This is a genomic window from Streptomyces sp. NPDC043996 (assembly GCF_056435225.1).
Genome location: NZ_JBWKEY010000008.1, coordinates 83694 through 108001, shown reverse-complemented (window position 1 = coordinate 108001; position 24308 = coordinate 83694). Strand labels below are relative to the sequence as shown.

Annotated in this window: 14 protein-coding genes; 12 read left to right on the top strand and 2 right to left on the bottom strand. The window is 74.4% G+C overall.

What is annotated here, in order from left to right; translation table 11 throughout:
• The first annotated feature begins 401 nt into the window (after positions 1–401).
• The 8 genes from AC07A4_RS22015 to AC07A4_RS21980 all read left to right on the top strand — a co-directional run bounded on the left by AC07A4_RS22015 (position 402) and on the right by AC07A4_RS21980 (position 16853).
• A complete protein-coding gene (locus AC07A4_RS22015) occupies positions 402–641 on the top strand; it encodes a phosphopantetheine-binding protein (RefSeq protein WP_478601234.1) in 240 nt (79 codons plus the stop codon).
• Complete coding sequence (locus tag AC07A4_RS22010) at positions 638–1492, top strand: siderophore-interacting protein (RefSeq protein ID WP_478601232.1); 855 nt, start codon at positions 638–640, stop codon at positions 1490–1492. Before AC07A4_RS22015 ends, AC07A4_RS22010 begins: the two co-directional genes overlap by 4 nt.
• Before the next feature lie 106 nt (positions 1493–1598).
• On the top strand, positions 1599–2597 hold the full coding sequence (locus AC07A4_RS22005) for an ABC transporter substrate-binding protein (RefSeq protein ID WP_478601230.1): 999 nt from the start codon (positions 1599–1601) through the stop codon (positions 2595–2597).
• Positions 2594–3616 (top strand): FecCD family ABC transporter permease, encoded by a 1023-nt coding sequence (locus AC07A4_RS22000; protein ID WP_478601228.1) that lies wholly within the window; start codon positions 2594–2596, stop codon positions 3614–3616. Before AC07A4_RS22005 ends, AC07A4_RS22000 begins: the two co-directional genes overlap by 4 nt.
• Positions 3617–3645: 29 nt before the next feature.
• Positions 3646–4656, top strand: coding sequence for a FecCD family ABC transporter permease (locus AC07A4_RS21995; RefSeq protein WP_478601683.1), 1011 nt, complete (start codon positions 3646–3648; stop codon positions 4654–4656).
• Positions 4653–5438: an ABC transporter ATP-binding protein gene (locus tag AC07A4_RS21990; RefSeq protein ID WP_478601226.1), complete on the top strand. Its 786-nt coding sequence runs from the start codon at positions 4653–4655 to the stop codon at positions 5436–5438. Before AC07A4_RS21995 ends, AC07A4_RS21990 begins: the two co-directional genes overlap by 4 nt.
• Position 5439: 1 nt before the next feature.
• Positions 5440–15432 (top strand): amino acid adenylation domain-containing protein, encoded by a 9993-nt coding sequence (locus AC07A4_RS21985; RefSeq protein ID WP_478601224.1) that lies wholly within the window; start codon positions 5440–5442, stop codon positions 15430–15432.
• Positions 15429–16853, top strand: a complete 1425-nt coding sequence (locus tag AC07A4_RS21980) for an MDR family MFS transporter (RefSeq protein ID WP_478601222.1) — start codon at positions 15429–15431, stop codon at positions 16851–16853. Before AC07A4_RS21985 ends, AC07A4_RS21980 begins: the two co-directional genes overlap by 4 nt.
• 157 nt (positions 16854–17010) lie before the next feature.
• On the opposite strand, the gene AC07A4_RS21975 is transcribed toward AC07A4_RS21980, so the two are convergent.
• A complete protein-coding gene (locus tag AC07A4_RS21975) occupies positions 17011–18504 on the bottom strand; it encodes a carotenoid oxygenase family protein (RefSeq protein WP_478601220.1) in 1494 nt (497 codons plus the stop codon).
• Positions 18505–18758: 254 nt separating this feature from the next.
• Here AC07A4_RS21975 and AC07A4_RS21970 point away from each other — a divergent pair, with 254 nt between their 5' ends.
• The 4 genes from AC07A4_RS21970 (at position 18759) to AC07A4_RS21955 (ending at position 23386) form a co-directional block, all read left to right on the top strand.
• Complete coding sequence (locus tag AC07A4_RS21970; RefSeq protein WP_478601218.1) at positions 18759–19619, top strand: ABC transporter ATP-binding protein; 861 nt, start codon at positions 18759–18761, stop codon at positions 19617–19619.
• Complete coding sequence (locus tag AC07A4_RS21965) at positions 19616–20596, top strand: ABC transporter substrate-binding protein (RefSeq protein ID WP_478601217.1); 981 nt, start codon at positions 19616–19618, stop codon at positions 20594–20596. Before AC07A4_RS21970 ends, AC07A4_RS21965 begins: the two co-directional genes overlap by 4 nt.
• A gap of 4 nt (positions 20597–20600) precedes the next feature.
• Positions 20601–22676 carry an iron ABC transporter permease gene (locus AC07A4_RS21960; RefSeq protein WP_478601215.1) on the top strand — a complete coding sequence of 692 codons (2076 nt, stop codon included), beginning with the start codon at positions 20601–20603 and terminating at the stop codon, positions 22674–22676.
• A gap of 167 nt (positions 22677–22843) precedes the next feature.
• The gene (locus AC07A4_RS21955) at positions 22844–23386 is read left to right on the top strand and encodes an SRPBCC family protein (RefSeq protein WP_478601213.1); all 543 of its coding nucleotides are present in this window, start codon (positions 22844–22846) and stop codon (positions 23384–23386) included.
• Positions 23387–23402: 16 nt separating this feature from the next.
• Here AC07A4_RS21955 and AC07A4_RS21950 read toward each other — a convergent pair whose 3' ends face one another.
• Complete coding sequence (locus AC07A4_RS21950; RefSeq protein WP_478601211.1) at positions 23403–24296, bottom strand: DUF4436 family protein; 894 nt, start codon at positions 24294–24296, stop codon at positions 23403–23405.
• Positions 24297–24308: the final 12 nt, after the last annotated feature.

Here is a 24308-nt window from a genome sequence, read left to right as displayed (position 1 = left end):
TCGCTTCGTGGAGGCTCCCCTTTAGGTCCCCCCCCTCTTTCCCCCCCTCCCCCCCCCCCCCCCCCCCCTGCCCCCCCCCCCCCCCCCCCTCCCCCCCCCCCCCCCCCCCCCCCCCTCCCCCCCCCGCGCCCGCGTCCGCCGCTCCTCCGTGCCGCCGCTCCTCCATGCCTCTGTGTCTCCGCGCCTCCTTGCCTCTGGGTGACGCGGGGTCAAGAACCACCCGCCCTCGTCGAGTTGACGCAGGTCACGCGAGGCGGCCCGGCTTGCATGCGACCCGCATCTCTAATTAGGTTAGCCTTACCTGAGTTTGAGCGGCGGGGGGTTTCTTCATGCTGGTGTGTCGCACCCGTGGTGCGCGCTGCCCCCCGCGCCGTCGGAGCGCATCCCGGAGGAGCCACCGCATGAACCCCACCCTGTCGCCAGAACGCGTCCGCGCCGATGTCGCGGAACTCCTCGACTGCGACCCCGCCGACATCGCGCCCGACGAGGACCTGATCGACCTCGGCCTCGACTCGGTGCGCATGATGACCCTGGTCGAGCGCTGGCGCACCGCGGGCGCCAGCACGCTGGAGTTCCCCGACCTGGCCGAGCGGCCCGAACTGGGCCACTGGACCGCCCTGTTGACGGGCGGCGCGGCATGAGCCTGATCGACCACCGGCACCGCCACCTGGAGCGGATCGCGGAGGTCCGCGCGGGCCGCGAGCCCGAGAAGGTGGGCTACCCCATCCGCGTCCGCGAGACCGAGGTGATCCGCACCGCCATGGTCGGCACCGGCCTGCTGCGGGTGACGCTTGGCGGGGCGGGCACCGCCGGGTTCGAGGCCCACGCTCCGGACGAGCACGTGAAGCTGCTCTTCCCGGAGCCGGACGGAACGCTGCGCCTGCCCGAGCCGAACGGCACCATGCTGCGCTGGCCGCGCCCCGGACCCATCTCGCGCGAGTACACCGTGCGCCGCTACGACCCCGTCGCGGGCGAGATCGACATCGACATCGCCCCGCACGACGGCGGCCTCGCCTCGGACTGGGCCCACGCGGTCGAGCCGGGCGCGGCCTTGCACATCGCGGGCCCGCCCGGCGGCCTGATCGTCCCGCACGCCTACGACCGCTATCTGCTCGCGGGCGACATCACCGCCCTGCCTGCCATCGCGCGCTGGCTGGAGGAGCTGCCGCGGACCGCGCGCGGCTGGGCGTTCGTCGAAGTCGCCGACGCCACCCAGGAGATCGAGCTGCTCGCGCCCGACGGCGTCGAGGTGCGCTGGCTGCACCGGGGCGAGAAACCGCCCGGCACCGGCGACGCGCTCGCGCGGGCCGTGACCGCCGTGACCGTCCCCGAAGGGGAGCGGCTCTACGTGTGGGTCGCGGGCGAGGCCGGGCAGATCAAACCGCTGCGGCGCTGGGTCCGCGACGAACTGCGCCTGGACAAGGCCGACCACGACATCACCGGCTACTGGAAGCGCGGCGTCGCCGACTTCGACGACGAGCACGACCACTGACGACCGGCCGAACGGACCGGGCGCGACCACGCCCGGCCCCCTTCGCCCGCACACCGCCCCACGCGGCGGCACCCCCCGAGAGAACACCAAGAACAAGGAGCACCCCATGTCGATACGCAGATCGTCGGTCCTGATCGGCGCCGTCGCGCTGGCCCTGGCCGTGACCGGATGCGGGTCGGACAAGAAGGATGAGTCGGACGCGGGCGGCAAGGGCAAGACCCGCGTCTTCGCCGCCGACAACGGCAAGATCAAGATCCCGGCCGCCCCCAAGCGCGTCGTCGCCACCGGCTACGCGGTGCCCGTCCTCATCGAGGCCCACGCCCCGCTCGTCGGCATCTCGTCCTGGCAGCGCGGCGAGCCCATGATGAGCGGCAAGGACCTGGCGACGTACAAGAAGCTCACCAAGGTGGCGGGCGAGCAGGCCACCGAGACCAACTACGAGGCTATCGCCGAGGCCAAGCCCGACCTGATCGTCATCGGCGTGCCCGCCCCGGTGCTCGGCGACATCGACGTCAAGCGCCTGGAGTCCATCGCCCCCGTGGTCGCGATCGGCCCGACCGTGCCGTCCGCCTGGCGCGATCTGTCGCGCAAGCAGGCCGACGCCGCGGGCGCGCTCAAGCAGTTCGACGCCGTGCAGTCCAGGTACGAGGCCAAGGCCGCCGCGCTCGGCAAGAAGTACAAGAACGTCCTGCCCAAGCTCAAGCTCGGCCACGTCGGCGCCTACGGCGAGGTCGCCAAGGGCACCTTCCAGCGCGAGTTCGGCCGCTCCTGGGGCACCAACATCGCCGAGGACATGGGCGCGAAGTACTACGGCAAGGTCAAGAAGCCCGGCCCCGGCTCCCGCGCGGTCAGCGAGTACCCCTCCATCGAGGAACTGCCCGCCTCGCTCCGCGACGCCGACGCCATCACGTACTCCGTCCAGGCCGACGGCAGCGTCTCCAAGTCGGTGAAGTACGTCATGGACTCCAAGCTCTGGAAGAACCTGCCCGCCGTCAAGGCGGGGAAGACCTTCCCGATCCGCTACACCGAGGCCGCGACCTACGGGCAGGCCATGCAGACCCTGGACGCGATCGACAAGTCGTTCGCTCCGCTCCTGAAGCGGTGACCGTCGCGGGCCGCGCGTCCAAGGCGGCATCCACGAGCCGTTCCGTGTCCCGGATCGGCCTGCTCGCCGGGGGCCTCGCGCTCCTGGCCGCCGTCGCCGTGATCAGCATCGGCATCGGTGCCCGTTCGGTGCCGCCAGCCGAGGTGGTGCGGGCGCTGTTCGACTTCCAGGGCACCGACGACCACGTCGTCGTGCGCGACGTCCGGGCGCCCCGCGCGGTCCTCGCCATCGCCGTGGGCGCCGCCCTCGCGGTGGCGGGCGCGCTGATCCAGACGCTGGCCCGCAACCCACTGGCCGAGCCCGGCATCCTCGGGGTCACCGCGGGCGCCGGGTTCGCCATCACCCTCGGCTCGGCGCTCGGCCTGACCGGCGGTCAGGCGGGCGAGCTCGGCTTCGCCGTCCTCGGCTCCGTGCTCGCCGCGCTGCTCGTCGCCGCGGTCGGACGGCGCTCGCCGCTGCGCCTCGTGCTCAGCGGCGTCGCCCTCACCGCCGTCCTCAGCGGCCTCGCCCTCGGCCTTCGGCTGATGCTCCCGGACGTCTTCGACACCTACCGCTTCTGGTCGGTCGGCTCGCTCGCGGCCCGTGAACAGGCGCCGCTCGCCCTGCCCTTGACCGCCATCGCGGTGTGCCTGCTCGGCGCGCTCCTGCTGAGCCGCGCCCTGAACGTGCTCGCCCTCGGCGAGACCGTGGCACAGACCCTCGGCGCGGGCGTGTCCCGGGTGCGGGCCGCCGCGCTCGTGCTCATCACCGTGCTCAGCGGGGCGGCGACCGCGGTGGCCGGGCCGATCCTGTTCGTCGGCCTGATCGTGCCGCACCTGGTGCGCAAGCCCGCGGGCGGCTCGGTGCCCTGGACCATCATCTACACGATGGTCGTCGGCCCGATCCTGCTCCTCGTCGCCGACATGGGCTCGCGGGTGCTGCTGCCCACGGGCGAGGTGCCGGTCGCCATCGTGACCGCGTTCCTCGGCGGCCCCATGCTGATCTGGGCCGTCCGCCGCCACGGGACGGGTGCGCTGTGAGCGCCCGCGAGGCGAGCGCCGCGCGCGCGGTGCGGGGCAGCGCCGTGGCCCTGCGCGGACTGCGGATCGAGCGCCGCACCCTGGTCCTCGTCACCGTCCTCACCGCCCTGATCCTCGGCCTCGGCCTGCTCGGCCTGTGCTACGGCGCGTCCTGGTCGACCCCTGAAGAGGTGTTCGCCGCCCTCAGCGGCGCCGAGCCCTCCGTGGTGATCCAGGACTGGCGGCTGCCGCGGGTCCTCGCCGCACTCGTCTTCGGCGCCGCCCTCGGGCTCGCCGGAGCGCTCTTCCAGAACCTCACCCGCAACCCCATGGGCAGCCCCGACGTCATCGGCCTCGACGCGGGCGCCTACACCGGCGCCCTGGTCGCCCTCACCGTCCTGTCCGGCACCTCCGCGCAACTGGCCGTCGGCTCGGTGCTCGGCGGGCTCGTCGTCGCCGCCGCGATCTACCTCCTCGCCTACGACCGGGGCTTCTCCGGACTGCGCCTGGTGGTGATCGGCGTCGCCGTCAACGCCATGATCACCGCGCTCAACTCCTGGATCGTGCTGCGCGCCGAACTGGAGGTCGCGATCGCCGCGGTCGGCTGGAGCGCGGGCTCCCTCAACGGCGTCGGCTGGGACGACCTCGGCATCCCCTTCACCGTGATCGGCGTGCTCATGGCCCTGATGGCCGCCCGGTCACACGCCATGCACCAGGCCGCGCTCGGCGACGCCGTCGCGGTCACCACCGGCGTCGGCCTCGACCGGCTGCGGCTGCTCATGGTCCTCGTCGGCGTCGGCTGCACGGCCACGGTCACCGCGGTGGCGGGGCCGATCGCGTTCATCGCGCTCGCCGCCCCGCAGATCGGCCGCAGGCTCGCGGGCGCGGCCGGGGTGCCCCTGCTGCCCGCCGCGCTGACCGGGGCGGTGCTGCTGCAAGGCGCCGACCTCATCGCCCAGATGCTCCTCGCGCCCGTCGCCCTGCCGGTCGGCGTGGTGAGCACCGCGATCGGCGGCTGCTACCTGATCTGGCTCCTTACCAAGGAGGTGGGGCGCGCGTGACCGCACGCCTGACCGCGCGGGAGATCACCCTGCGCTACGGAGACCGGGTGGTCTCCACCCGGCTGAGCCTCGACGTCCCCGACGGCGCGTTCACCGCCATCGTGGGCCCCAACGCCTGCGGGAAGTCGACCCTCCTGCGGGCCCTCGTACGGCTCCTGCGCCCCGACACCGGACAGGTCGAACTCGACGGCCGCGCCGTCGGCCGCTACGCCACCAAGGCCCTGGCGCGGGAACTCGGCTTCCTGCCGCAGGACCCGCTGGCCCCCGAGGACGTCAAGGTCCGCCAACTGGTCGGCCGCGGACGCTTCCCGCACCAGTCGCTGCTCGCCCTGTGGACGCCCAAGGACGAGGAAGCCGTCGCCGAGGCCATGGTCGCCGCCGGCGTCGATGACCTGGCCGACCGGCCCGTGCAGGAGCTGTCCGGCGGCCAGCGCCAGCGCGTCTGGATGGCCATGGTCCTCGCCCAGGAGACGCCCTACCTGCTGCTCGACGAACCGACGTCGTTCCTGGACATCACGCACCAGTACCAACTGCTCGGCCTGCTCGCCCGGCTGCGCGACCAGGGCCGCACCGTCATCGCCGTCCTGCACGACATCAACCAGGCGTGCCGGTACGCCGACCACCTGGTCGCGATGAAGGACGGCCGGGTGGTCGCCGAGGGCGACCCCGCCGCCGTCGTGGACGCCGCACTGATCAAGGACGTCTTCGACCTGCCGAGCATCATCGTCCCCGACCCCGTGACGGACACGCCGATGGTCGTCCCCACACTGCAAGGAGAGTGAATTGAGCACCGCACGCGTGTCCTCGTCCTCGGAAGGGCCGCTCGGCCTGACGAGCGCCCAACTGGGCATCTGGAACGCCCAGCGCCTCGAACCGGACTCGCCGTACTACGTGGTCGGCGACGTCGTCGAGATATCCGGCGACACCCCGGTCGACGTGGCCGCCCTCGTCGAAGCGGTCCGCGCCACCACCGAGGAGGCCGAGACGCTGCGGCTGCGGGTGTACGAGACGCCCGAAGGACCACGGCAGTCGGTCAGCGACGAGCCGGTCCCAGACCCCGAGGTCGTCGACGTCAGCGCGGCGGCCGACCCCGCCGCCGCGGCGGCCGCGCTCGTCGACGCCGAGCGGGCGCGGGCGGGCGCGGCATGCCGGGGCATGGTGGAACGAACGCTCTATTCACGGACGGTCATCAAGCTGTCCGACCGCGAGGTCTGGTACACCCAGCTCGGCCACCACCTCGTCTTCGACGGCTACACCGCCGCGATGCTCGCCCGCCGCACCGCCGCCCGCTACACCGCCCTTGTGCGCGGCACCGAGGTGCCGAAGTCGACCTTCGGCTCCTTCGCCGCACTCGTCGAGGCCGACCGCGCCTACCGCGACAGCGACCGGTTCGCCGAGGACCGCGCCTACTGGGTCGAGCGGTTCACGCCGCTGCCCGAGGTGGGCGCCGCCGGTGACGCGGACACCGCCGCGGGCCCGCCCGAGCGCACCCTGACCGCCCGCGCCGTCATCACCCCCGAAGAGACCGCCCGGCTGCGGGAGTTCGCCGACCGCGAGGGCGTCACCTGGGGCGAGGCGCTGATCGCCGGATACGCGGCGTACCTGCACCGCGTCCTCGGCCGCACCGACGTGGTGTTCGCGCTGCCCCTGATGTGCCGCACCGGATCGGCCGCCCTGCGCACCCCCGCGATGGCCGTCAACGTCCTGCCGCTGCGCGTCAGCGTGCGCGGCGGCGACAACCTGGGCGAGCTGAGCCGCCGGGTCGCCGCCGCCATGAAGGACATGCGTGACCACCAGCGCTACCGCGGCGAGGACCTGCCGCGCGACCTCGGCGCGCCCGGCGCGGGCGCCCTCCTGCACGGCCGCGGCATCAACCTCAAGGCGTTCGACCTGACCCTCGACTTCGCCGGGTCCGCCGGAGTGATGCGCAACGTCGCGGGCGGCCCGCCCGAGGACATGGGCCTGAGCGTCCTGCCGACCCGCGACGGCGGTCTCCTTCTCGGCTTCGAGGTCGACGCCCGCGGCAGCGACCAGGCCGCGGTCGACGGCAGGCTGTCCGGCCTGCGGGCCCTGCTGTCCGGGCTCGTCGACGGCGCGCCCGTCGGACGGATCGCGCTCGCCGCCGACGTGGACCGCGTCCTCGCCGACTGGACGCCGCCCGCCGTGCCCGGAACCCCGCTCGACGTGCCGGCCGCCCTCACCGCGATGGCGGCGGCCGACCCCGCGCGCACCGCTCTGGTCTGCGGCGACGACCGCCTTTCCGCCGGGGAGCTGGCCGCGCGCGTGCACCGCGTCGCCCGCGCCCTGCGCGCCCGCGGCATCGGCACCGACGACCTGGTGGCCCTCGCCCTGCCGCGCTCCGCCGACTCCGTCGTCGCCCTGCTCGCGGTCATGGACGCGGGCGCCGCGTTCCTGCCCCTGGACGCCGCGCACCCGGCCGAGCGCCTGCGCGAACTCATCGACGACGCACGCCCCGCCCTCGTCCTCACCGACGGCACGCTCGACGGACTGCCGTGGGCCACCCTCCTCGACGAGGCCGCCGCACACTCCGGCGACCCCCTGGAGAGCGGCGAACTGGCCGCGCCCCGCCACCCCGAACACCTCGCCTACGTCATCCACACCTCCGGATCCACCGGACGGCCCAAGGGCGTCCTCGGCCGGGTCGGCGGACTCGCGGCCCTCCTGCACCACCAGCGCGCCACGGTCGTCGCCCAGGCCGAGGAGCGCGCGGGCCGACGCCTGCGCGCCGCCCACACCTATTCCTTCGCCTTCGACTCCGCCTTCGAACACCTGGTGTGGCTCCTGTGCGGCCACGAACTCCACGTGTACGACGCCGAGTCCACCCGCGACGCCGACGCCCTCCTCGCCGCGTACACCCGCGACGGCATCGACATCGTGGACACCACGCCCTCGATGGCCGCGCCCCTCATCGACGGCGGCCTCCTGGAGCGCCGCCCGACGCTGCTCGTCCTCGGCGGCGAGGCCGCCCCGCCCGCGCTGTGGCAGCGGATCGCCGCCTCCGGCGTCACCGGACGCAATATGTACGGGCCCACCGAGGCGACCGTCACCAGCACCGCCGCCCCCATCGACGGCGCCGAGCCGACGATCGGCCACCCCCTCGCGGGCACCCGGATCTACCTCCTCGACGGCGCGCTCAAGCCCGTGCCGCACGGCAGCACCGGCGAGCTGTACCTGGCGGGACCCCACCTGGCGCGCGGCTACCTCGGCCGCCCCGCCGCCACCGCCGACCGCTTCGTCGCCGACCCCTACGGCGGTCCTGGGGAGCGGATGTACCGCACCGGCGACCTCGCCCGCTGGGTGCCCGGACGCGGCCTCGACTACCTCGGCCGCGGCGACGGCCAGATCAAGATCCGCGGCCACCGCGTGGAGATTGGCGAGGTCGAGGCCGCGCTCGGCGCGGTGCCCGGCGTCACGGCCGCCGCCGCCACCGTCCGCTCCTCGCGCCTCGTCGGCTACGTCGTGTCCGCCTCGCTCACCGGGGACGCCGTGCGCGCCCGCCTCGCCGAGGCGCTGCCCGAGCACCTGGTGCCCGCGGCCGTCGTCGTCCTCGACGCGCTGCCGCTCACGCCCAACGGCAAGCTCGACCGCGCCGCGCTGCCCGCCCCCGTCGTCTCCGGCGGCGGCCGCGCCCCGAGCACCGAGCGGGAGCGGCTGCTGTGCGCCGTCCTCGCCGAGGTCTTCGAGGCCGACCAGATCGGCGTGGACGACGACTTCTTCGCCCTCGGCGGCGACAGCATCACCGCCATCACCGTCAGCAGCCGGCTGCGGGCGCGCGGCGTCGAACTGCGGCCCCGCGACCTGCTCGCCCGCCGCAGCTTCGCCGCCCTCGCCGCGTCCGCCGACGCCGTCACCGACACCGCGCGGCCCGCGGACGAGCCCACCGGGCCCGTGCCCGCGCCCCCGATCGTGCGCGGCCTGCTCGACCCGCACCCGGACGTCGACGCCGTCGCCGGATACGCCCAGTGGACCGCCCTGCGCGTCGACGACCTCACCCACGACGCCCTGACCAAGGGCGTACAGACCGTGCTCGACCACCACGACGCGCTGCGCCTGCGCGCCGACGACGGCCTCGAGGTGCTGCCCCGCGGCGCCGTCACCGCCGTCGTGAACGAGGTCCACGGCGAGGACGTGACCGAACTCGCCGAACGCCTGGCCGGGGAACTCGACCCGCGCTCGGGCGACCTGCTGCGCGCCGTCCTGCTGCGCACCAGCGACGGGGCGCCCGACCGGCTCGTCCTCGTCGTCCACCACCTCGCCATGGACGGCGTGTCCTGGCGGGTGCTGCTGCCCGACCTGCACACGGCCTGCGCGGGCGGCGCCCTCCAACCCGTCGGCACCTCCTGGCGGCGGCACGCCACGCTCCTCGCCGAACAAGGCGCCTCCGGCGCCCGCCGGGGCGAGCTCGACCACTGGCGCGAGGCGCTCGCCGCATCCCCCCGGCTCGGCGCCAGGCCCCTGGACCAGACCCGCGACACCGTCGCCACCGCCCACCGCTCGGTCACCGTGGCCTCGCCCGAGGTCACCGAGGCGCTCCTGACCACCCTGCCCGGCGCCTACCGCGCCGGAGTCGACGAAGTGCTCCTCGCCGCCCTCGTCCTTACCCTGCGCACCCTGGATGTGAGCGGCGACGCGGTGACCGTCACCCTGGAGGGCCACGGCCGCGAACACCTCGAACTGTCCCGCACGGTCGGCTGGTTCACCAGCGAGTACCCCGTCCGCGTCCCCACCGCGGGCGACGTCAGGGACGTGCTGCGCGCGGCCAAGGAAGCCAGGCGCGCCGTCCCCGACGGCGGCATCGGCTACGGCGTCCTGCGCTGCCTCGACCCGGAGGCCGGAGCCGAACTCGCCGCGACGCCGCCGCCGGACGTGCTCCTCAACTACCTCGGCCGGTTCACCGCGCCGCCCGCCACCGGCTGGCGGCTGCCCGAGCGCGACGCGTTCGCGGTGACCGAGCCCGAGGGCAAGGCCCTGGAGCAGGTCCTCGCCCTGAACTGCTTCGTCCACGAGGAGGGCGCGCCCCGGCTCGCCGTCGAGTGGACGGCCGCGAGCCAGGTGCTCGGCGCCGACGCCGTGGCGGACCTCCAGCGGGCCTGGGCCGAGACCCTCGAAGCCCTCGCCGAGCACGCCGACCGCACCCCCGGCGGACTCACCCCCGCCGACCTGCCGCTGGTCGCCCTCGACCAGGACACCATCGACGCCCTCGAACGCACCGGACCCGTCGCCGACGTCCTGCCCGCGACGCCCCTCCAGGTCGGCCTGTCCTTCCACACCCTGCTCCGCGAGGAACAGGACACCGACGTGTACGTCGTCCAGGCCGTGACGACCCTGGTCGGCGCGCTCGACCCGGACCGGATGGCGACGGCCGCGCGGGAGCTCCTGCGCCGCCACCCCGCCCTGCGCGTGTACCTGGGCACGGCCGGGGACGACGTCGTCCAGGTGATCCCCGCCGATGTCGCCCTGGACTGGCGCCAGGACGACCGCTTCCCCGAGGCGGCCCGCGCCGAGTTGGAGCGGCCCTTCGACCCGGCTCGGCCGCCGCTGATCCGCTTCCTGCTGTCCCGCGTCGGCCCCGACGAGCACAAGCTGGTGATCACCAACCACCACGCCCTGCTCGACGGCTGGTCCATGCCCCTGGTCGGCCGCACCCTGCTCGCCCTCTACGCCGAACTCGGCGGCGGGCCCGCCGCCCCCGTGGCCCCGCCGCTCTCGGAGTACTTCCACTGGCTGGCCGACCGGGACCACGAGGCGTCCCTGACCGCGTGGCGCGACGCGCTCGCCGGAGTCGACGACGCCACCCGCCTGGCCCCCGCGCGCACCGCCACCGGAGTCGAGCGGCCCGGCCGCGTGAGCGTCGACCTCGGCGGCGAGTTCAGCGACCGCCTGCGCGCCTTCGCCCGCGAGCGGGGCGTCACCCTCACCACCGTCCTGCAGACCGCGTGGGGCCTGCTGCTCGGCAGGCTCACCGGGCGCCGCGACGTCGTGTTCGGCTGCCCGGTGTCCGGGCGGCCCCCCGAGGTCGACGGCGTGGAGTCGATGATCGGCCAGCTCGGCACCACGATCCCGGTCCGCGTCGCCCACACCCAGGACCAGACCGCGGCCGACCTCATGGCCCGCGTGCACGCCGAGAGCGTCGCCCTCGCCGAGCACCACCACGTCGGCCTGCCCGGCATCCAGCGCGCCGTCGGCATCGGCGAACTCTTCGACACGATGCTGGTGATGGAGAACTTCCCGCTCTCCAGCCGCAAGCGCACCCCCCTCGCCCCCGGCCTCGACCTGGCGGGCGTGGACATCACCGACGCCACCCACTACGCGCTCACCGTGATCGTCATCCCCGACGACGCGATCACCATCGGCCTCGGCTACCAGCCGGGCGCCTTCGCCGAGGCAACCGTCCGCGACTACGGCCGCTGGCTGCACCACCTCCTGAAGGAGATCGTCGCCGACCCGGCCCGGCCCGCGCTCGGCCTGCCCCTGCTCGCCGCCGACGAGCGCGAGCGCGTCCTGCGCACCGGCACCGAGACCGTGCCCGCCAAGGTCCGCGGCCCCTGGCTCGAGGAGTTCGCGGCCTGGGTGCGCCGCAAGCCCGACGCCGAGGCCCTGGTCTGCCGCGACCGCAGCCTCACCTACGCCGAGCTCGACCGGGAGGCCAACCGCCTCGCCCACGCGCTGATCGCGCACGGCGTGCGGCCCCAGGACCCGGTCGCCGTCCTGCTCGGGCGCGACATCGAGATGACGGTGGCGCTGTTCGCCGCGGCCAAGGCGGGCGCGGTCTACGTCCCCCTGGACCCGAGCTACCCGCGCGAGCGCCTCGCGTACATGCTCGACGACATCGCCCCGGCCGCCGCCCTGACGACCGGCGCCGAACTGCCCGCCCGGGGCGACGTCCCGGTCCTCAGGCTCGACGACCCGGCCACCCTCGCCGCCGCCCCCGGCACCGACCCGGCCGAGGCCCGCGCCACACTCACCGACGACGCGCTCGCCTACGTCATCTACACCTCCGGCACCACCGGGCGGCCCAAGGGCGTCGGCGTCACCCACCGCGGCGTCCCCGACCTCATCGCCCTGCAGGAGGAGGTCGTCGGCATCACCGAGCACGACCGGTACCTGCACTTCGCGTCGACCAGCTTCGACGTCGCCTTCTGGCAGACCATGGTGCCGCTGCTCTCCGGCGGCACGTCCGTCATCGCCCCCGAAGAGGTCCGCGTCCCCGGCGACGAACTGCTCGACTACATCGTCGAACACCGCGTCACCGGAGTGAACCTGCTGCCGTCGTTCCTGGCCGCCATGCCCGACGACCGCACCGTCGACCCGGACGTGTTCTTCGTCGTCGGCGCCGAACGCCTCGACCCCGAACTGGCGCGGCGCTGGGGTCAGGGCCGCCGGGCGCTGTTCAACGCCTACGGCCCCACCGAAGTCACCATCAACTCCGTGACCTGGCACTACGATCCGGACGACCCCGGGCCGCTGCCGATCGGCCGCCCCGACCCGAACGTCCGCGCCTACGTCCTGGACGGCGGGCTCCAGCCCGCGGGCGTCGGCGTGACCGGCGAGCTGTACCTCGGCGGGCCGAGCCTGGCCCGCGGCTACCTCGGCCGCCCCGGCCTGACCGCCGCCGCGTTCGTCGCCGACCCCTTCGGCGCGCCGGGCGAGCGGATGTACAAGACGGGCGACCTGGTGCGCTGGCGGCCCGACGGGCAACTGGTGTTCCTCGGCCGCGCCGACCACCAGGTCAAGGTCCGCGGCTTCCGCGTCGAGCTGGGCGAGATCGAATCCACCCTGACCCGCCACCCCGACGTGCGCGCCTGCGCGGTCATCGTGCGCGAGGGCAGGCTCCTCGGCTACGTCATCCCCACCGACGGCGCCGACCTCGACACCGGCCAGGTGCGCGCGTACCTCGCCGCCGAACTGCCCGACCACATGGTGCCCACGGCGCTCGTGGAGCTCGACCGGCTGCCGCTGAGCCCCAGCGGCAAGCTCGACTCCGCCGCGCTGCCCGAGCCCGAGACCGAGGCCACCGCGCACCGCGCGCCCGCCACGCCCGCCGAAGCGGTGCTCCTCGCCGTGTTCCGCGACGTCCTCGGCACCGACGCCATCGGCCTCGACGACGACTTCTTCGCCATCGGCGGCGACAGCATCGTCTCGCTCCAGGCCGTGTCGCGCGCCCGGCGCCAGGGCCTCGGCCTGACCGCGCGGGACGTGTTCGAGGGCGGCACCGTCGCCGGGATCGCGGCCCGCGCCCGCGCCCTGGACGGCGACACCGCGCCCGCCGTCGGCGACGCGCCGCTCACCCCCGTCATGCGGGACCTGCTGCGCCGCGCGGGCACCGCGGCGGACGGCTTCTGCCAGTGGGTGGAGGTCTGCGTGCCGCCGGGCGGCGACGAGGAGACCTGGCGGTCCGTGCTGGACGCGGTCCTGGCCCGGCACGACGTGCTCCGGGCCCACCTGGTCGACGACGCGCTGCGCATCCCGCCGGCCGGCGCCGTCACCGGCGCCGACGTCCTGACCCGCGTACCGGCCGAGGACGGCGACCCGCGGGCCCTGACCGAGACCGCCACCGCCGCCGCGCGCGCCGCCATGGACCCGCGCACAGGCCCGCCGCTGCGCGCGGTGTGGGTGGACGCCGGGCCCGAGCGGCCGGGCAGGCTCGTCCTGGTCGCCCACCACCTCGTCGTCGACGGCGTGTCCTGGCGCGTCCTGCTCGACGACCTGGAGCACGCCCACGCGGGCGGCGAACTGGCCCGCCACGGGCAGTCGTTCCTCGGCTGGGCGCGCTCGCTGCGCCACGCCGACCGGCGGGACGAACTGCCGCACTGGCGGCGGATGACCGCCACCCCGGCGCTCACCCGGCCGCTCGACCCGCGCCGGGACACCGTGGCCACCGCGGCCCACCACGAGCTGCGGCTCGACGCCGACGCGACCCGCGCGCTGATCACGACGCTGCCCGCGGCCCACCGCACCACCCCGGACGCCGTGCTGCTCACGGCGCTCGCCCAGGCGGTCAGGGACTGGCGCGGCACGCCGGAGCTCCTCGTCGCGCTGGAGAGCCACGGCCGCCCGACCCACGTCGACCTGTCCCAGACCGTCGGCTGGCTGACCGCCGTGCACCCCGTGCGGCTGCACGCGGACGACGACGTACGGGCCGTACGCGAGCGGCTGCGCGCCCAGGGCGACGGCCTCGGCCACGGCATCCTCACCACGGCGGGCCTGCTCGACCCCGTGGAGCCGGAGGTCTCCTGGAACTACCTCGGCCAGTACCGCGGCGCCCCGGCCCAGGAGACGCCGTGGCAGGCGCCCCCGGACGCCGACCCGCTCGGCTCGGGCGGCGGCGACGAACTGCCGCTGCCGCACAGCCTGATGGTCAACGCCCTGGTGCGCGACGACGCGCTCGGCGTCCGGATCACCTGGCCGTCCGCGCTGTTCACCGCCGCCGAGGTCGAGGAGTTCGCGGCGCACCTGCGCGCGGCGCTGCTGCGCGTCGCCGCCGCGCCGGAGATCAAGGGCTTCGACCACGACCGCACGGTCGCCGAAGTGCAGCCGCTCACCCCGCTCCAGGAGGTGATGCTGCGGCACTCGCGCACCGAGCGCCCCGACCCGTACACCGTGCAGTCGACGTTCTCCCTCGCCGGACCGCTCGACGTCGACGCCCTGCACGCGGCGGGCGCCGACCTGCTGGCCCGCCACCCCAACCTGGGGGCCGCCTTCCCCGCCGACCTCGCGGTGATCCCCAAGTCACCCCGGCCGGACTGCCGCGTCACCGAAGGACCCGCGGAGGCGGTCCTCGCGGCCGACCTGGCCGAGCCGTTCGACCTGGCCGCGGGCCCGCTGGTGCGCCTGACCGTGATCCGCGTCGGGCCCGGGCGCGCCGACCTGGTCCTGACCACCCATCACGTCCTGTCCGACGGCTGGTCGGCGCCGCGCATCCTCACCGAGCTGTTCGACCTGTACACGGCGCGGGTCCGCGGTGAGGCACCCGACCTGCCCGCCCCCGTCCCGTTCGCCGACTACCTGCGCTGGCGCGCCGACAACGAGCCCGACCTCGACGCCTGGGCCGCCGAACTCGACGGCCTGCCCGAAGGCGACTACCTGGGCGGCGGCGCACCGGGCCCGGCCTGGCAGGAGCCCACCGTCTTCACCTTCGACGCGGAGCTCGTGCGCGGCCTCTCCCACCTCGCCGCCCGGCGCGGCCTGACCCGCAACACCCTGGTGCAGGGCGCGTGGTCGGTGCTGCTCGCGCGGCGCTCGGGCCGGGCGGACGTCTGCTTCGGCGCCATGGTCGCCTGCCGTCCCCCGGAGCTCGAGGGCGTCGAGGAGATCATCGGTCTGCTCGCCAACACCGTGCCCGTGCGCGCCCGTCTTGAGGGCACCCTCGGTGACGTCCTCGCCGACCTCCAGGCCCGCCAGCGCGCCCTGGCCGAGCACCACCACGCGGCCCTGCCCGACCTGGAGCGGATCACCGGCCGCCACCGGCTCTTCGACAGCCTGGTGGTGTTCGAGAACTACCCGGTCGACCCGGACCGCATCCGCGAACCCGCCCCCGGGCTCACGGTCGTCGGCACCCGCTTCCGCGAGGCCACCCACCACCCCGTCACCCTGACGGTCATGCCCGAGGGCGACGGCTGGACGGGTGTGCTCGCCCACCGGGCCGGGGTGGACGCCGACGGGCTCGCCGAGGAACTCCTCGACCTCCTCGCCACGTTGGCCGACCGCTTCGACGAGCCCGTGCTCGACCTCGTGACACCGAAGGAGGAGCGATGAGCGCGCCGACGCGTGGCGAGGGCACGCCCCCGGCCGAGCGCCCGGCCGCGCGCATCGACAAGGACCTGCTGCGGATCGCGTTCATCCTGGTGCTCGGCACCTTCATGGCCACCATCGACGCCACGATCGTCAGCGTCGGCATCGATAGCCTGGCGGGGGAGTTCGGCGCGTCCGTCGCCGAGATCCAGTGGGTCTCCACCGCCTATCTCCTCGCGGTCGTGGCCGCCGTGCCCGCGTCCGGCTGGCTGGCCGAGCGCTTCGGCGGCCGCCGGACGTGGCTCGCCGCGGTGGGCGTGTTCCTGCTCGGCTCCCTGCTGTGCGCGCTCGCCTGGTCGGCGACCAGCCTGATCGTGTTCCGGGTGGTCCAGGGCCTCGGCGGCGGGCTGCTCCCCGCGACCGGGCAGGCGCTCCTCGCCCGGGTCGCGGGCAAGGAGCGCACCGGGCGGGTGATCAGCGTCGTCGCCGTCGTCCCGCTGCTGTCGCCGGTGCTCGGCCCGCTGGCCGGCGGCTCCATCCTCCAGGTGGCGTCCTGGCCGTGGCTGTTCCTGGTCAACCTGCCCATCGGGGCGGTCGCGGTCCTGCTCGCCCGCCGCCATGTGCCGGTGGTGCCGCCCTCGTCACGCCGTACGGCCTTCGACCTCAAGGGCGCCGCGCTGCTCTCGCCGGGCCTCGCCGTGCTGGTGTACGGGCTCACCGAGTTCGCCCACTCCCGCACGGTCCCGGCCGTGATCGGCGTCGGCGCGGGCCTGGCCATGCTGGCCGGCTTCGCCGTGCACGGGCTGAGGACCCCCGGCACACCGCTGGTCGACCCCCGGCTCTTCACCCGGCCGCCGTTCGGCGCCGCCGCGCTCGCGCTGCTCGTCCTCGGCGCGTCGGTATTCGGCACGATGTTCCTGCTGCCGCTGTACTTCCAGACCGGGCGCGGCCTTTCGGCCTGGGAGGCCGGACTGCTCCTGGCCCCCCAGGGCCTGGGCGCCGCGGCCGGTTCGGTCCTGGTCAACCGCACGATCGACAAGGTCGCGCCCCGGACGCTGGTGGTCACCGGCATCGCGCTGATCGTGGTGGGGACGGTGCCGTTCACCCAGCTCGGCCACCACCCGTCGGACGCCGTGATCGCCGCCGCCCTCGCGGTGCGCGGCGTCGGGATGGCCATGATCGGCGCGCCGGTGATGAACATCGTCTACAGCCGCATCGAGCCCGAGCACCTGCCCCGTGCCTCCGGGGCGCTCAACCTCCTGAACACCGTGGGCGGTTCGGTCGGCACCGCCGCCCTCGCCGTGGTCTTGGAGAGCCGTCTGTCCGCCCGCGGCGCGGACGTCTCCTGGGCGTTCGCCGACACGTTCTGGTGGGTCCTCGGCTTCTGCCTGCTGGCCGCCGCCGGGGCCACCCGGCTGCCACGGACACGGGCGCGAGGCCGCTAAGCGCTCCGCTGGTTCTGCGGCGCCCTTGCTGTTGGCCGACTGCGGGTTCGTCGTGGCTGGTCGCGCCCACGCGGCGGAGCCGCACATGTGCACAGCCCCGCGCCCCTTCGGGGCGCGGCCGGACCGCAGCGAACCTCACCAAGTCCGCTTGGTACGTCTACTGGTCCACCCAGCTCCCGTGGAAGCCGAGCGGCACCCTGCCTGGCAGGTGGACGCGGGCCAGCGGGCGCCCGGTGAAGTCCTGGGCCGCGAGGACCACCAGATCGGTGGCCCCGCGGTCCGGGTCGTTGACGTACGACAGGACGTAGCCGTCGTCCTCGTCCCGGGCGCCTCGGCGCGGCACGAACACCGGCTCGCTGACCGCCGCGCCCTTGGGGAAGCGGCGCACCTGCCTGCTGCCGCGCGCCATGTCGTGTTTCACCAGGCAGTTGGTGAACGTGTCGGCGGGCGGCACCCCGTCGGCCGTCTCGTACGCGCGCCACATCTCGGCCGCGCTGGCCGTGTACCCGAAGCGGTGCCGCCGGGAGACCAGGGCCTCGTTGACGCGCGGGAACTCCTGGGGCAGGTCGTCGACGCGGGTGGAGCGGACGCGGCCCGCGCGCAGGTCGATCGTCCAGCGGTCGAGCGTCGGCGAGCCGGTCGCGAAGGGGCCGCCGGAGCCGCGTCCCGCGGCGTGGAACGGGGCGGGCATGGAGGTGTACTCAAGGACCACCGTGTCGCCGTGGTCGTAGGCGTTCAGGGTGTGCGAGTAGTACACCGGGTCGATCTCGAACCAGCGCACGGCGCCCCCGGCGCGCGGCAGGAGCCCCACGCGCATGGGGTGCCGCTCGTTCCAGACGTACGGCACGACCGCGCCGTTCGCGGCGCCCGCCGCGTCGAAGGTGAGCGGGACGTCCACGATCACCACGTACGTCTGCGTGAGGGCGAAGTCGTGCATCATCGGCGCGTCCGCCACCGGGACGCGCGTGGTCCTGGCCACCCGCCCGGTCCGGTCGATCATGATGTGCCGCACATGGTCCCAGGCCGGGTAGTACGCCACCGCGTGCAACTCGTCCGCGACCGCGTCGTACTTGGTGTGCGCGGTGAACGCCCCGCGCAGCGTGGAGCGGAAGTCGTGGGGGCGCACCGTGCGGAGCTCGCCGTCCAGTTCGTACGGCAGCGGCCCGCCCTCCTGAAGGGCCAGGATCCGGCCCTTGTACGGGATGACGTGGGTGTTGCAGGCGAAGTCGTCCGGCGGCGCCTGACCCGGGTACGTCTCGCCCAGCTTCCGCGCCACCCCCGAGGAGCGCACCCAGCGGTTGCGGTACCACTCGGCGCGTCCGCCGCGCAGCCGCACCCCGTGCACCATGCCGTCGCCTAGCATCCAGTGGTGGGCCCGCGGGTCCTCCAGGCCGAGCGCGTTCGGCCCGGTGCGCAGATAGCGGCCGTCCAGATCGCGCGGCACCCGTCCGGTGACCTCCAGACCGAAGGCGGTCAGCTCCTCGGTGACCGGCGCGAAGGCGCCCTCCAGGAACGGGAGCGACGCCGTGCCCTCACGGGGCGCTGCCTGCGCCGCCGCGGCGGCGGGCCCGAGCCCGGGACCGCCGACCACACTGCCCGCCGCCATGAGCGCCGCCCCCTTCAGGACCCTGCGCCGCGTGTGACCGCTCATCATGTCTCCCGTTCGCCGTCGGTGCCCGGCGGGGAAGCGCCGGGCTGTTCGCTGGTGACGAGTAACAGCCTGCGGCGGGCGAAGGCGCGGGTCAGGAGGTCTGGAGCCCGGAGTGGGGGTGGTGCTGACGCCACCTCGGGGGGCGCCGTCGGCCGGGAGAAGGCCGCGGGAAGAAGGTGGCTGGATTTCCCCTTGTGGACCGCCGAGGGGGGACCCGTTTCGCGCACCGATAAGGTTAGGCTAACCTCTGCGGCGTGCAGGTAGCTGAAGAGACCGCCGAGGCCATACGCGCCCAGGGGCATGAACTGTCAGCCACGGGTGTCACCGTGGCGTACGAAGGCGTCGACGTCGTCCACGACGCCTCGATGACGCTGCGCCCGGGCGAAGTGACCGTCCTCGTGGGCCCCAACGGCAGCGGCAAGTCGACCCTGCTGCGCACGCTCGCCCGACTGCAGCGGCCCAAAGCGGCCACGCTCGTCATCGACGGCGACACCGACGGCCTCGCCCTCGGCCCCCGCGAATTCTCCCGCCGCGTCGCCCTGCTCACCCAGGGACGCCCCACGCCCAGCGGCCTCACCGTCCGGGACGTCGTCGAGTTCGGCCGCTACCCCTACCGGGGCCGCTGGGGCGGATCCGACCCGGGCGGCCGGGCCGCCGTGGACCGCGCCCTCGCCCTGACCGGCGTCGCGGAACTCGCCGAGCGCGGCGCCGAGCACCTGTCCGGCGGGCAGCTCCAGCGCGTATGGCTGGCCGGCTGCCTCGCCCAGGAGACGGGCGTGCTGCTGCTCGACGAGCCGACGAACCACCTCGACCTGCGCTACCAGGTCGAGCTCCTCGACCTGATGCGGGACCTCGCCGACGACCACGGGATCGCCGTCGGAGCCGTCCTGCACGACCTCGACCAGGCCGCCGCCGTGGCCGACCGGATCGTCCTGCTCGACACGGGACGCGTGGTCGCCGACGGCACCCCCGAAGACGTCCTGACCCCGCGCCGCCTCACCGACACGTACGGCATCCGCATCGAGGTCGAGACCGACCCCCTCACCGGCAGGCTGCGCACCCGCGCCATCGGCCGCCACCACTCGCGAAGCGAAAGGCTCAGCACCACCTCATGAAGCGCCTCCTGATCACCGCGGCGGCCGCCACCGCCGCGGCCCTCACCCTGTCCGCCTGCGGCACCACCGAGCCCGCCAAGGACGACGCGAAGAAGGGCGCCGAGCCCATCACGCTCACCGACGGCACCGGCACGAAGGTCACGCTCGACGGGCCCGCCAAGAAGGTCGTCGGCACCGAGTGGAACGCCGTCGAGAGCCTGATATCGCTGGGCGTGGAGCCGGCCGGCGTCGCCGACGTCAAGGGCTACAAGGCCTGGGGCAGCGCCGTCCCGCTGAAGAACGACCCCAAGGACGTCGGCACCCGCGGCGAGCCGAGCATGGACACCATCGCGTCCCTGAAGCCCGACCTCATCATCGCGACCACCGACCTGCCCGCCGCCGCCGTGAAGCAGATGCGGAAGATCGCGCCGGTCCTGAACCTGCGCCCCGCCGACGCGGCGAACCCCATCGGGCAGATGACCGACAACCTCGACCTGCTCGCCAAGGCCACCGGCACCACCGAGCGGTCCGAGAAGCTCAAGAAGGACTTCGAGGCGAAGCTCGCCGACGGCAAGAAGAAGCTCGCCGCCGCCGGTCACGCCGGTGCGAAGTACGCCTTCGCCGACGGCTACGTCACCGGCAACCAGACCTCGATCCGGCCGTACACCAGCGGCTCGCTCATCGGCGCCGTCAACGAGAAGCTCGGCCTGAAGAACGACTGGAAGGTCAAGGGCGACAAGGCCTACGGCCTCGGCACCACCGACGTCGAGGGCCTCACCAAGCTCGACGACGACGTCCAGTTCGCCTACATCGGCAACGACGGCGACAAGGGCAGCAACCCCTTCGCCGGTGTCCTGAAGAAGGACAAGGTGTGGACGACCCTGCCGTTCGTGAAGAAGGGCAACGTGCACCGTCTGCCCGACGGCATCTGGATGTTCGGCGGCACCGAGTCGATGAACCAGTACGTCGACGCTGTCGTCGCCTCCCTGAAGAAGTAGCTCCATGACCGTCACCGCGACCACCCCCGTCACCCGTCCGTCGACAGCGGCGTCCCGCACGGGCGCGGTCGCGGTGACGGCCGCACTGGTCCTCCTCCTCGCCGTGCTCGCGGTCGTGGACATCACCCAGGGCACGGCCTCGGTCGGCGCCCACGAGGTGTGGAAGGCGCTCACCGGCAAGGCCGAGGCGGGCGACGAGTCCGTCGTCATCGCCTCCCGGCTGCCCCGGATGGCCGCCGGACTCCTCGTCGGCGCCCTGCTCGGCATGGCGGGCACCGCCCTGCAGGCCGTCAGCCGCAACGTCCTCGCCTCACCCGACACGCTCGCCGTCAACGCGGGCTCCTACCTCGCCCTCGGCCTGACCGCCGTCACCGGCGTCTCGCTGCCGATGCTCGCCTCCTCCGGCGTCGCGTTCGCCGGCGGCCTCGCCGCGGCGGCCGTCGTGCTCGGGCTCTCCGGCCTCGGCGTGGGCACCGTCCGGCTCGTCCTCGCGGGCAACGCCCTCACCCTCGGCCTCATCGCCGTCACCGAAGGCCTGCTCCTGCTGTTCCCGACGGAGACGGAGGGCCTCTACAAGTGGAACCAGGGCAGCATCGCGCAGAACGGCTTCGACGCGGTGCTGCAGCTGGCGCCGATCGGTGTCGTCGGCCTCGTCGGCCTCATCCTCCTCGCCCGCAGGGTCGACGCGCTGGCCCTCGGTGACGACGCCGCGCGCGGCGTCGGCGTGCCCGTCGCCTCCACGCGCGTCACCGCCGTCGTCCTCGCCGCCCTGCTGTCCACGGCCGCCGTCACCCTGGCCGGACCCATCGGCTTCGTCGGCCTGTGCGCCCCCGCCCTCGTGCGGTCCCTGGCCCGCAGGTTCCGGGCGTTCACCCGCTCCCGCGCGCGGCTGCCGCTCGCGGGCCTCACCGGCGCCGCCCTGGTACTCGGCTCCGACGTGCTGCTGCGGGCCCTCGTCCCCTCCGACACGGCGGTCGCCGTGCCCACAGGCGTCGTCACCAGCCTGGTCGGCGGCGTGTTCCTGATCGTCATGGCCGCGCGGACCCGGGACACCGCGGGAACCGTCCCGGTCGACCGGCTGCGCATCCGCAGCCGGGCCGTCTTCGTGACCACGACGGCCGTCCTCGCGGTCGTCCTCGTCGGCGTCACCATCGCCGCCGTCCTCATCGGCGACAGCAAGCTGCTCCTGGGCGACGTGGTGAACTGGACGCAGGGCAGGGCCGGCCAGTCCGTCTCCTTCGTCCTGGAGACCCGGGTTCCCCGCGTCCTCGCCGCCCTGCTCGCGGGCGCGGCCCTCGCCTTGGCCGGAACGCTCATCCAGGCCGTGACCCGCAACCCCCTCGCCGAACCCGGTGTGCTCGGCGTCACGAACGGCGCGGCGGTCGGCGCCGTCCTGCTCGTCACGACGGTGCCCGTGGCCGGGTCGTGGTCGCTGGCCGCCGGGGCGTTCGCGGGCGCCGCGCTGAGCGCGGTCCTCGTCTTCGGCCTCGCGGCGCGCGGCGGATTCCAGCAGAACCGCCTCGTCCTGGTCGGCTTCGGCGTCGCCACCGGCTCGTCCGCCGTGATCAGCATGCTGATCATCCTCACCGACCCGTTCAACGCGACGAAGGCGCTGACCTGGCTGTCGGGCTCGACGTACGGGCGGACGCTGCCCGACGTGGTGCCGCTGGCCGCCGTCCTCGCCGTCGGCCTGGCCGTCGCGGTCGTACGGCGCACCGAACTCGACCTGGTGTCCCTCGACGAGGACACCCCGCGGCTGCTCGGCCTCAACCTCGGCCGCGGCCGCCTCGGGTTCCTCGTCCTCAGCGTCCTGCTCAGCGCCACCGCGGTGGCCGCCGCGGGCACCATCGGCTTCGTCGGGCTCGTGGCACCGCACGCGGCCCGCGCCCTGGTGGGGCGCCAGCACGTCCGGGTGGTGCCGGTCGCGGTGCTCCTCGGCGCGCTCCTGGTGTGCACCGCCGACCTGGTGGGCCGCACCGTGATCGCCCCGGCCCAGCTCGGCGCCGGCCTGATGACGGCCGTGATCGGCACGCCGTACTTCCTCTACCTCCTCGTCCGCAGCCGTCGGCAGGGAGCGTAGGCGCGCGCCCGTTCGGCGCGCGGCGGTGCGCTACTGCGGTTGAAGACCGTGATCGAGAGCACGATCACCACGAACCCGATGCGCTCCGACACGGCCGCCTCGCCGACGCCGCGGAGCGCCCCGAAGGGCCGCAGGCGACGTACGAGCGTTATGGGCGCGGCCTGCGCGTGGAATGGCTCGCCGCACGAGAGGCAGGCTGGGCCGACGGCCGCTCGTTCCGGTTCCTGCGGTCGCTGGCCGGGAGCCCCGACCTGGTCTGGCGCCACCTGACGGAGCCGTCCCCGCTCACCCGCTGGTGGACCCCGGACGACCTGCGCGCCTCGGAGCTCGTCCTGGAGGCGCGGCCGGGCGGCCCCGGCGACCTGGCGGCGAGCGTGCGCTACGCCACCACCGACGTCGCCCGCGAGCACCTCACCCGCATCTGGCAGGGCGCGACGACGGCCCTGCTTGGCCGCATCAACGCCGGGGGATTCCTCGGCTACTGGCCGAGGGTCGCCGCGGACGAGAACGCCGCCCCACGCGATCGCGGCTACGCCCACTGGCTGTCCGGCACCGAGAAGGTGGTCCTCTCGACCACCTTGACCGAGGCGCCGTGGAAGCACGCCCGCGTCCTGAACGCTCCCGCCGCGGCCGCCGTTGGCGGCGGCTGTTCGACGACGGCCTGCCGGGCTCGCGAGGGCGGCTCACCCACCAGGAGACCGGCGAACTAGGAGAGAGCGCCCTGGTCTACGACCGCGTCCGCTGAGACGGCCGCTCGGCGCTCCGCCGCGCCGGAGGGTCCTCCGCGCGCATCCCCGCCACGGCCACGGCGATGATGCAGACCGCGATGACCGCCTCCGCCCAGAAGAACGCCGTGTAGTCGAGGAGCGAGCCGACGGGCGGCGCCCCGGGAGCGGCGTTGCGGAACGCCGCGAGGGCGAAGAGCGTGGCGGCCATCCAGCCGAGGGCGGGCCAGGTCAGCCCCTTGCGCCGGCTGAGCAGGAACCAGGCGCCGATGAGGACGGCGAGCGCGAGCGCCCACATCGCGGCCATCATGAACACCGCGAAGATGAGGACGCTGGTGGAGCGGGCGAGGCCGACGTCGAACCCCGCGGCGCCGTCCACCTCGTACGCGTCGACCGTGGCGGCGAACAGCGCGTCCCTGTTGGACAGCGTCATGCGGACGGGCATCGGCTCGTCGTCCACGACGGCACCGAACTCCAGCGCCGCGTCATAGGCGTCGAACGGATAGTCCGTGACCGAGCCCGCCGTCAGCGACACGGGCACGTCCACGGTCGCGATCCGGCTGTGGGCGGCGAAGGTGAGGTCGCCGCGGACCGAGGACGAGGTCTGCAGCGTCAGTGTCCCCGCGGGGGAGACGCCGCCCGCCTCGGCCAGGCTTCCGCGCGGGGTGACGAGGAGGCGCAGGACCAGCTCGCGGCCCGCGGCGTCGACCCGCTGCACCGAGGCGTCGATGTCCACCCGGTCGGGCGCCGAACCGCCCGCGCGGTAACGGGTGTCCAGGTCCTGGCGTTCGCCGAACTGGATCCAGACCCCGACGGCCGCGGCCGCCGCCACCGCCAGCAGGACGAGACCCGCGAGCAGTGCGCTGCCACGGGGCACCGGGAGTCGTCGCGTCATGGCCACGGCCGT

Excerpts from the sequence above, each read along its gene's own strand:
- AC07A4_RS22015 (WP_478601234.1), top strand. The coding sequence starts at position 402 with ATGAACCCCACCCTGTCGCCAGAACGCGTCCGCGCCGATGTCGCGGAA.
- AC07A4_RS22010 (WP_478601232.1), top strand. The coding sequence starts at position 638 with ATGAGCCTGATCGACCACCGGCACCGCCACCTGGAGCGGATCGCGGAG.
- AC07A4_RS22005 (WP_478601230.1), top strand. The coding sequence starts at position 1,599 with ATGTCGATACGCAGATCGTCGGTCCTGATCGGCGCCGTCGCGCTGGCC.
- AC07A4_RS21980 (WP_478601222.1), top strand. The coding sequence starts at position 15,429 with ATGAGCGCGCCGACGCGTGGCGAGGGCACGCCCCCGGCCGAGCGCCCG.
- AC07A4_RS21975 (WP_478601220.1), bottom strand. The coding sequence starts at position 18,504 with ATGAGCGGTCACACGCGGCGCAGGGTCCTGAAGGGGGCGGCGCTCATG.
- AC07A4_RS21965 (WP_478601217.1), top strand. The coding sequence starts at position 19,616 with ATGAAGCGCCTCCTGATCACCGCGGCGGCCGCCACCGCCGCGGCCCTC.
- AC07A4_RS21960 (WP_478601215.1), top strand. The coding sequence starts at position 20,601 with ATGACCGTCACCGCGACCACCCCCGTCACCCGTCCGTCGACAGCGGCG.
- AC07A4_RS21950 (WP_478601211.1), bottom strand. The coding sequence starts at position 24,296 with ATGACGCGACGACTCCCGGTGCCCCGTGGCAGCGCACTGCTCGCGGGT.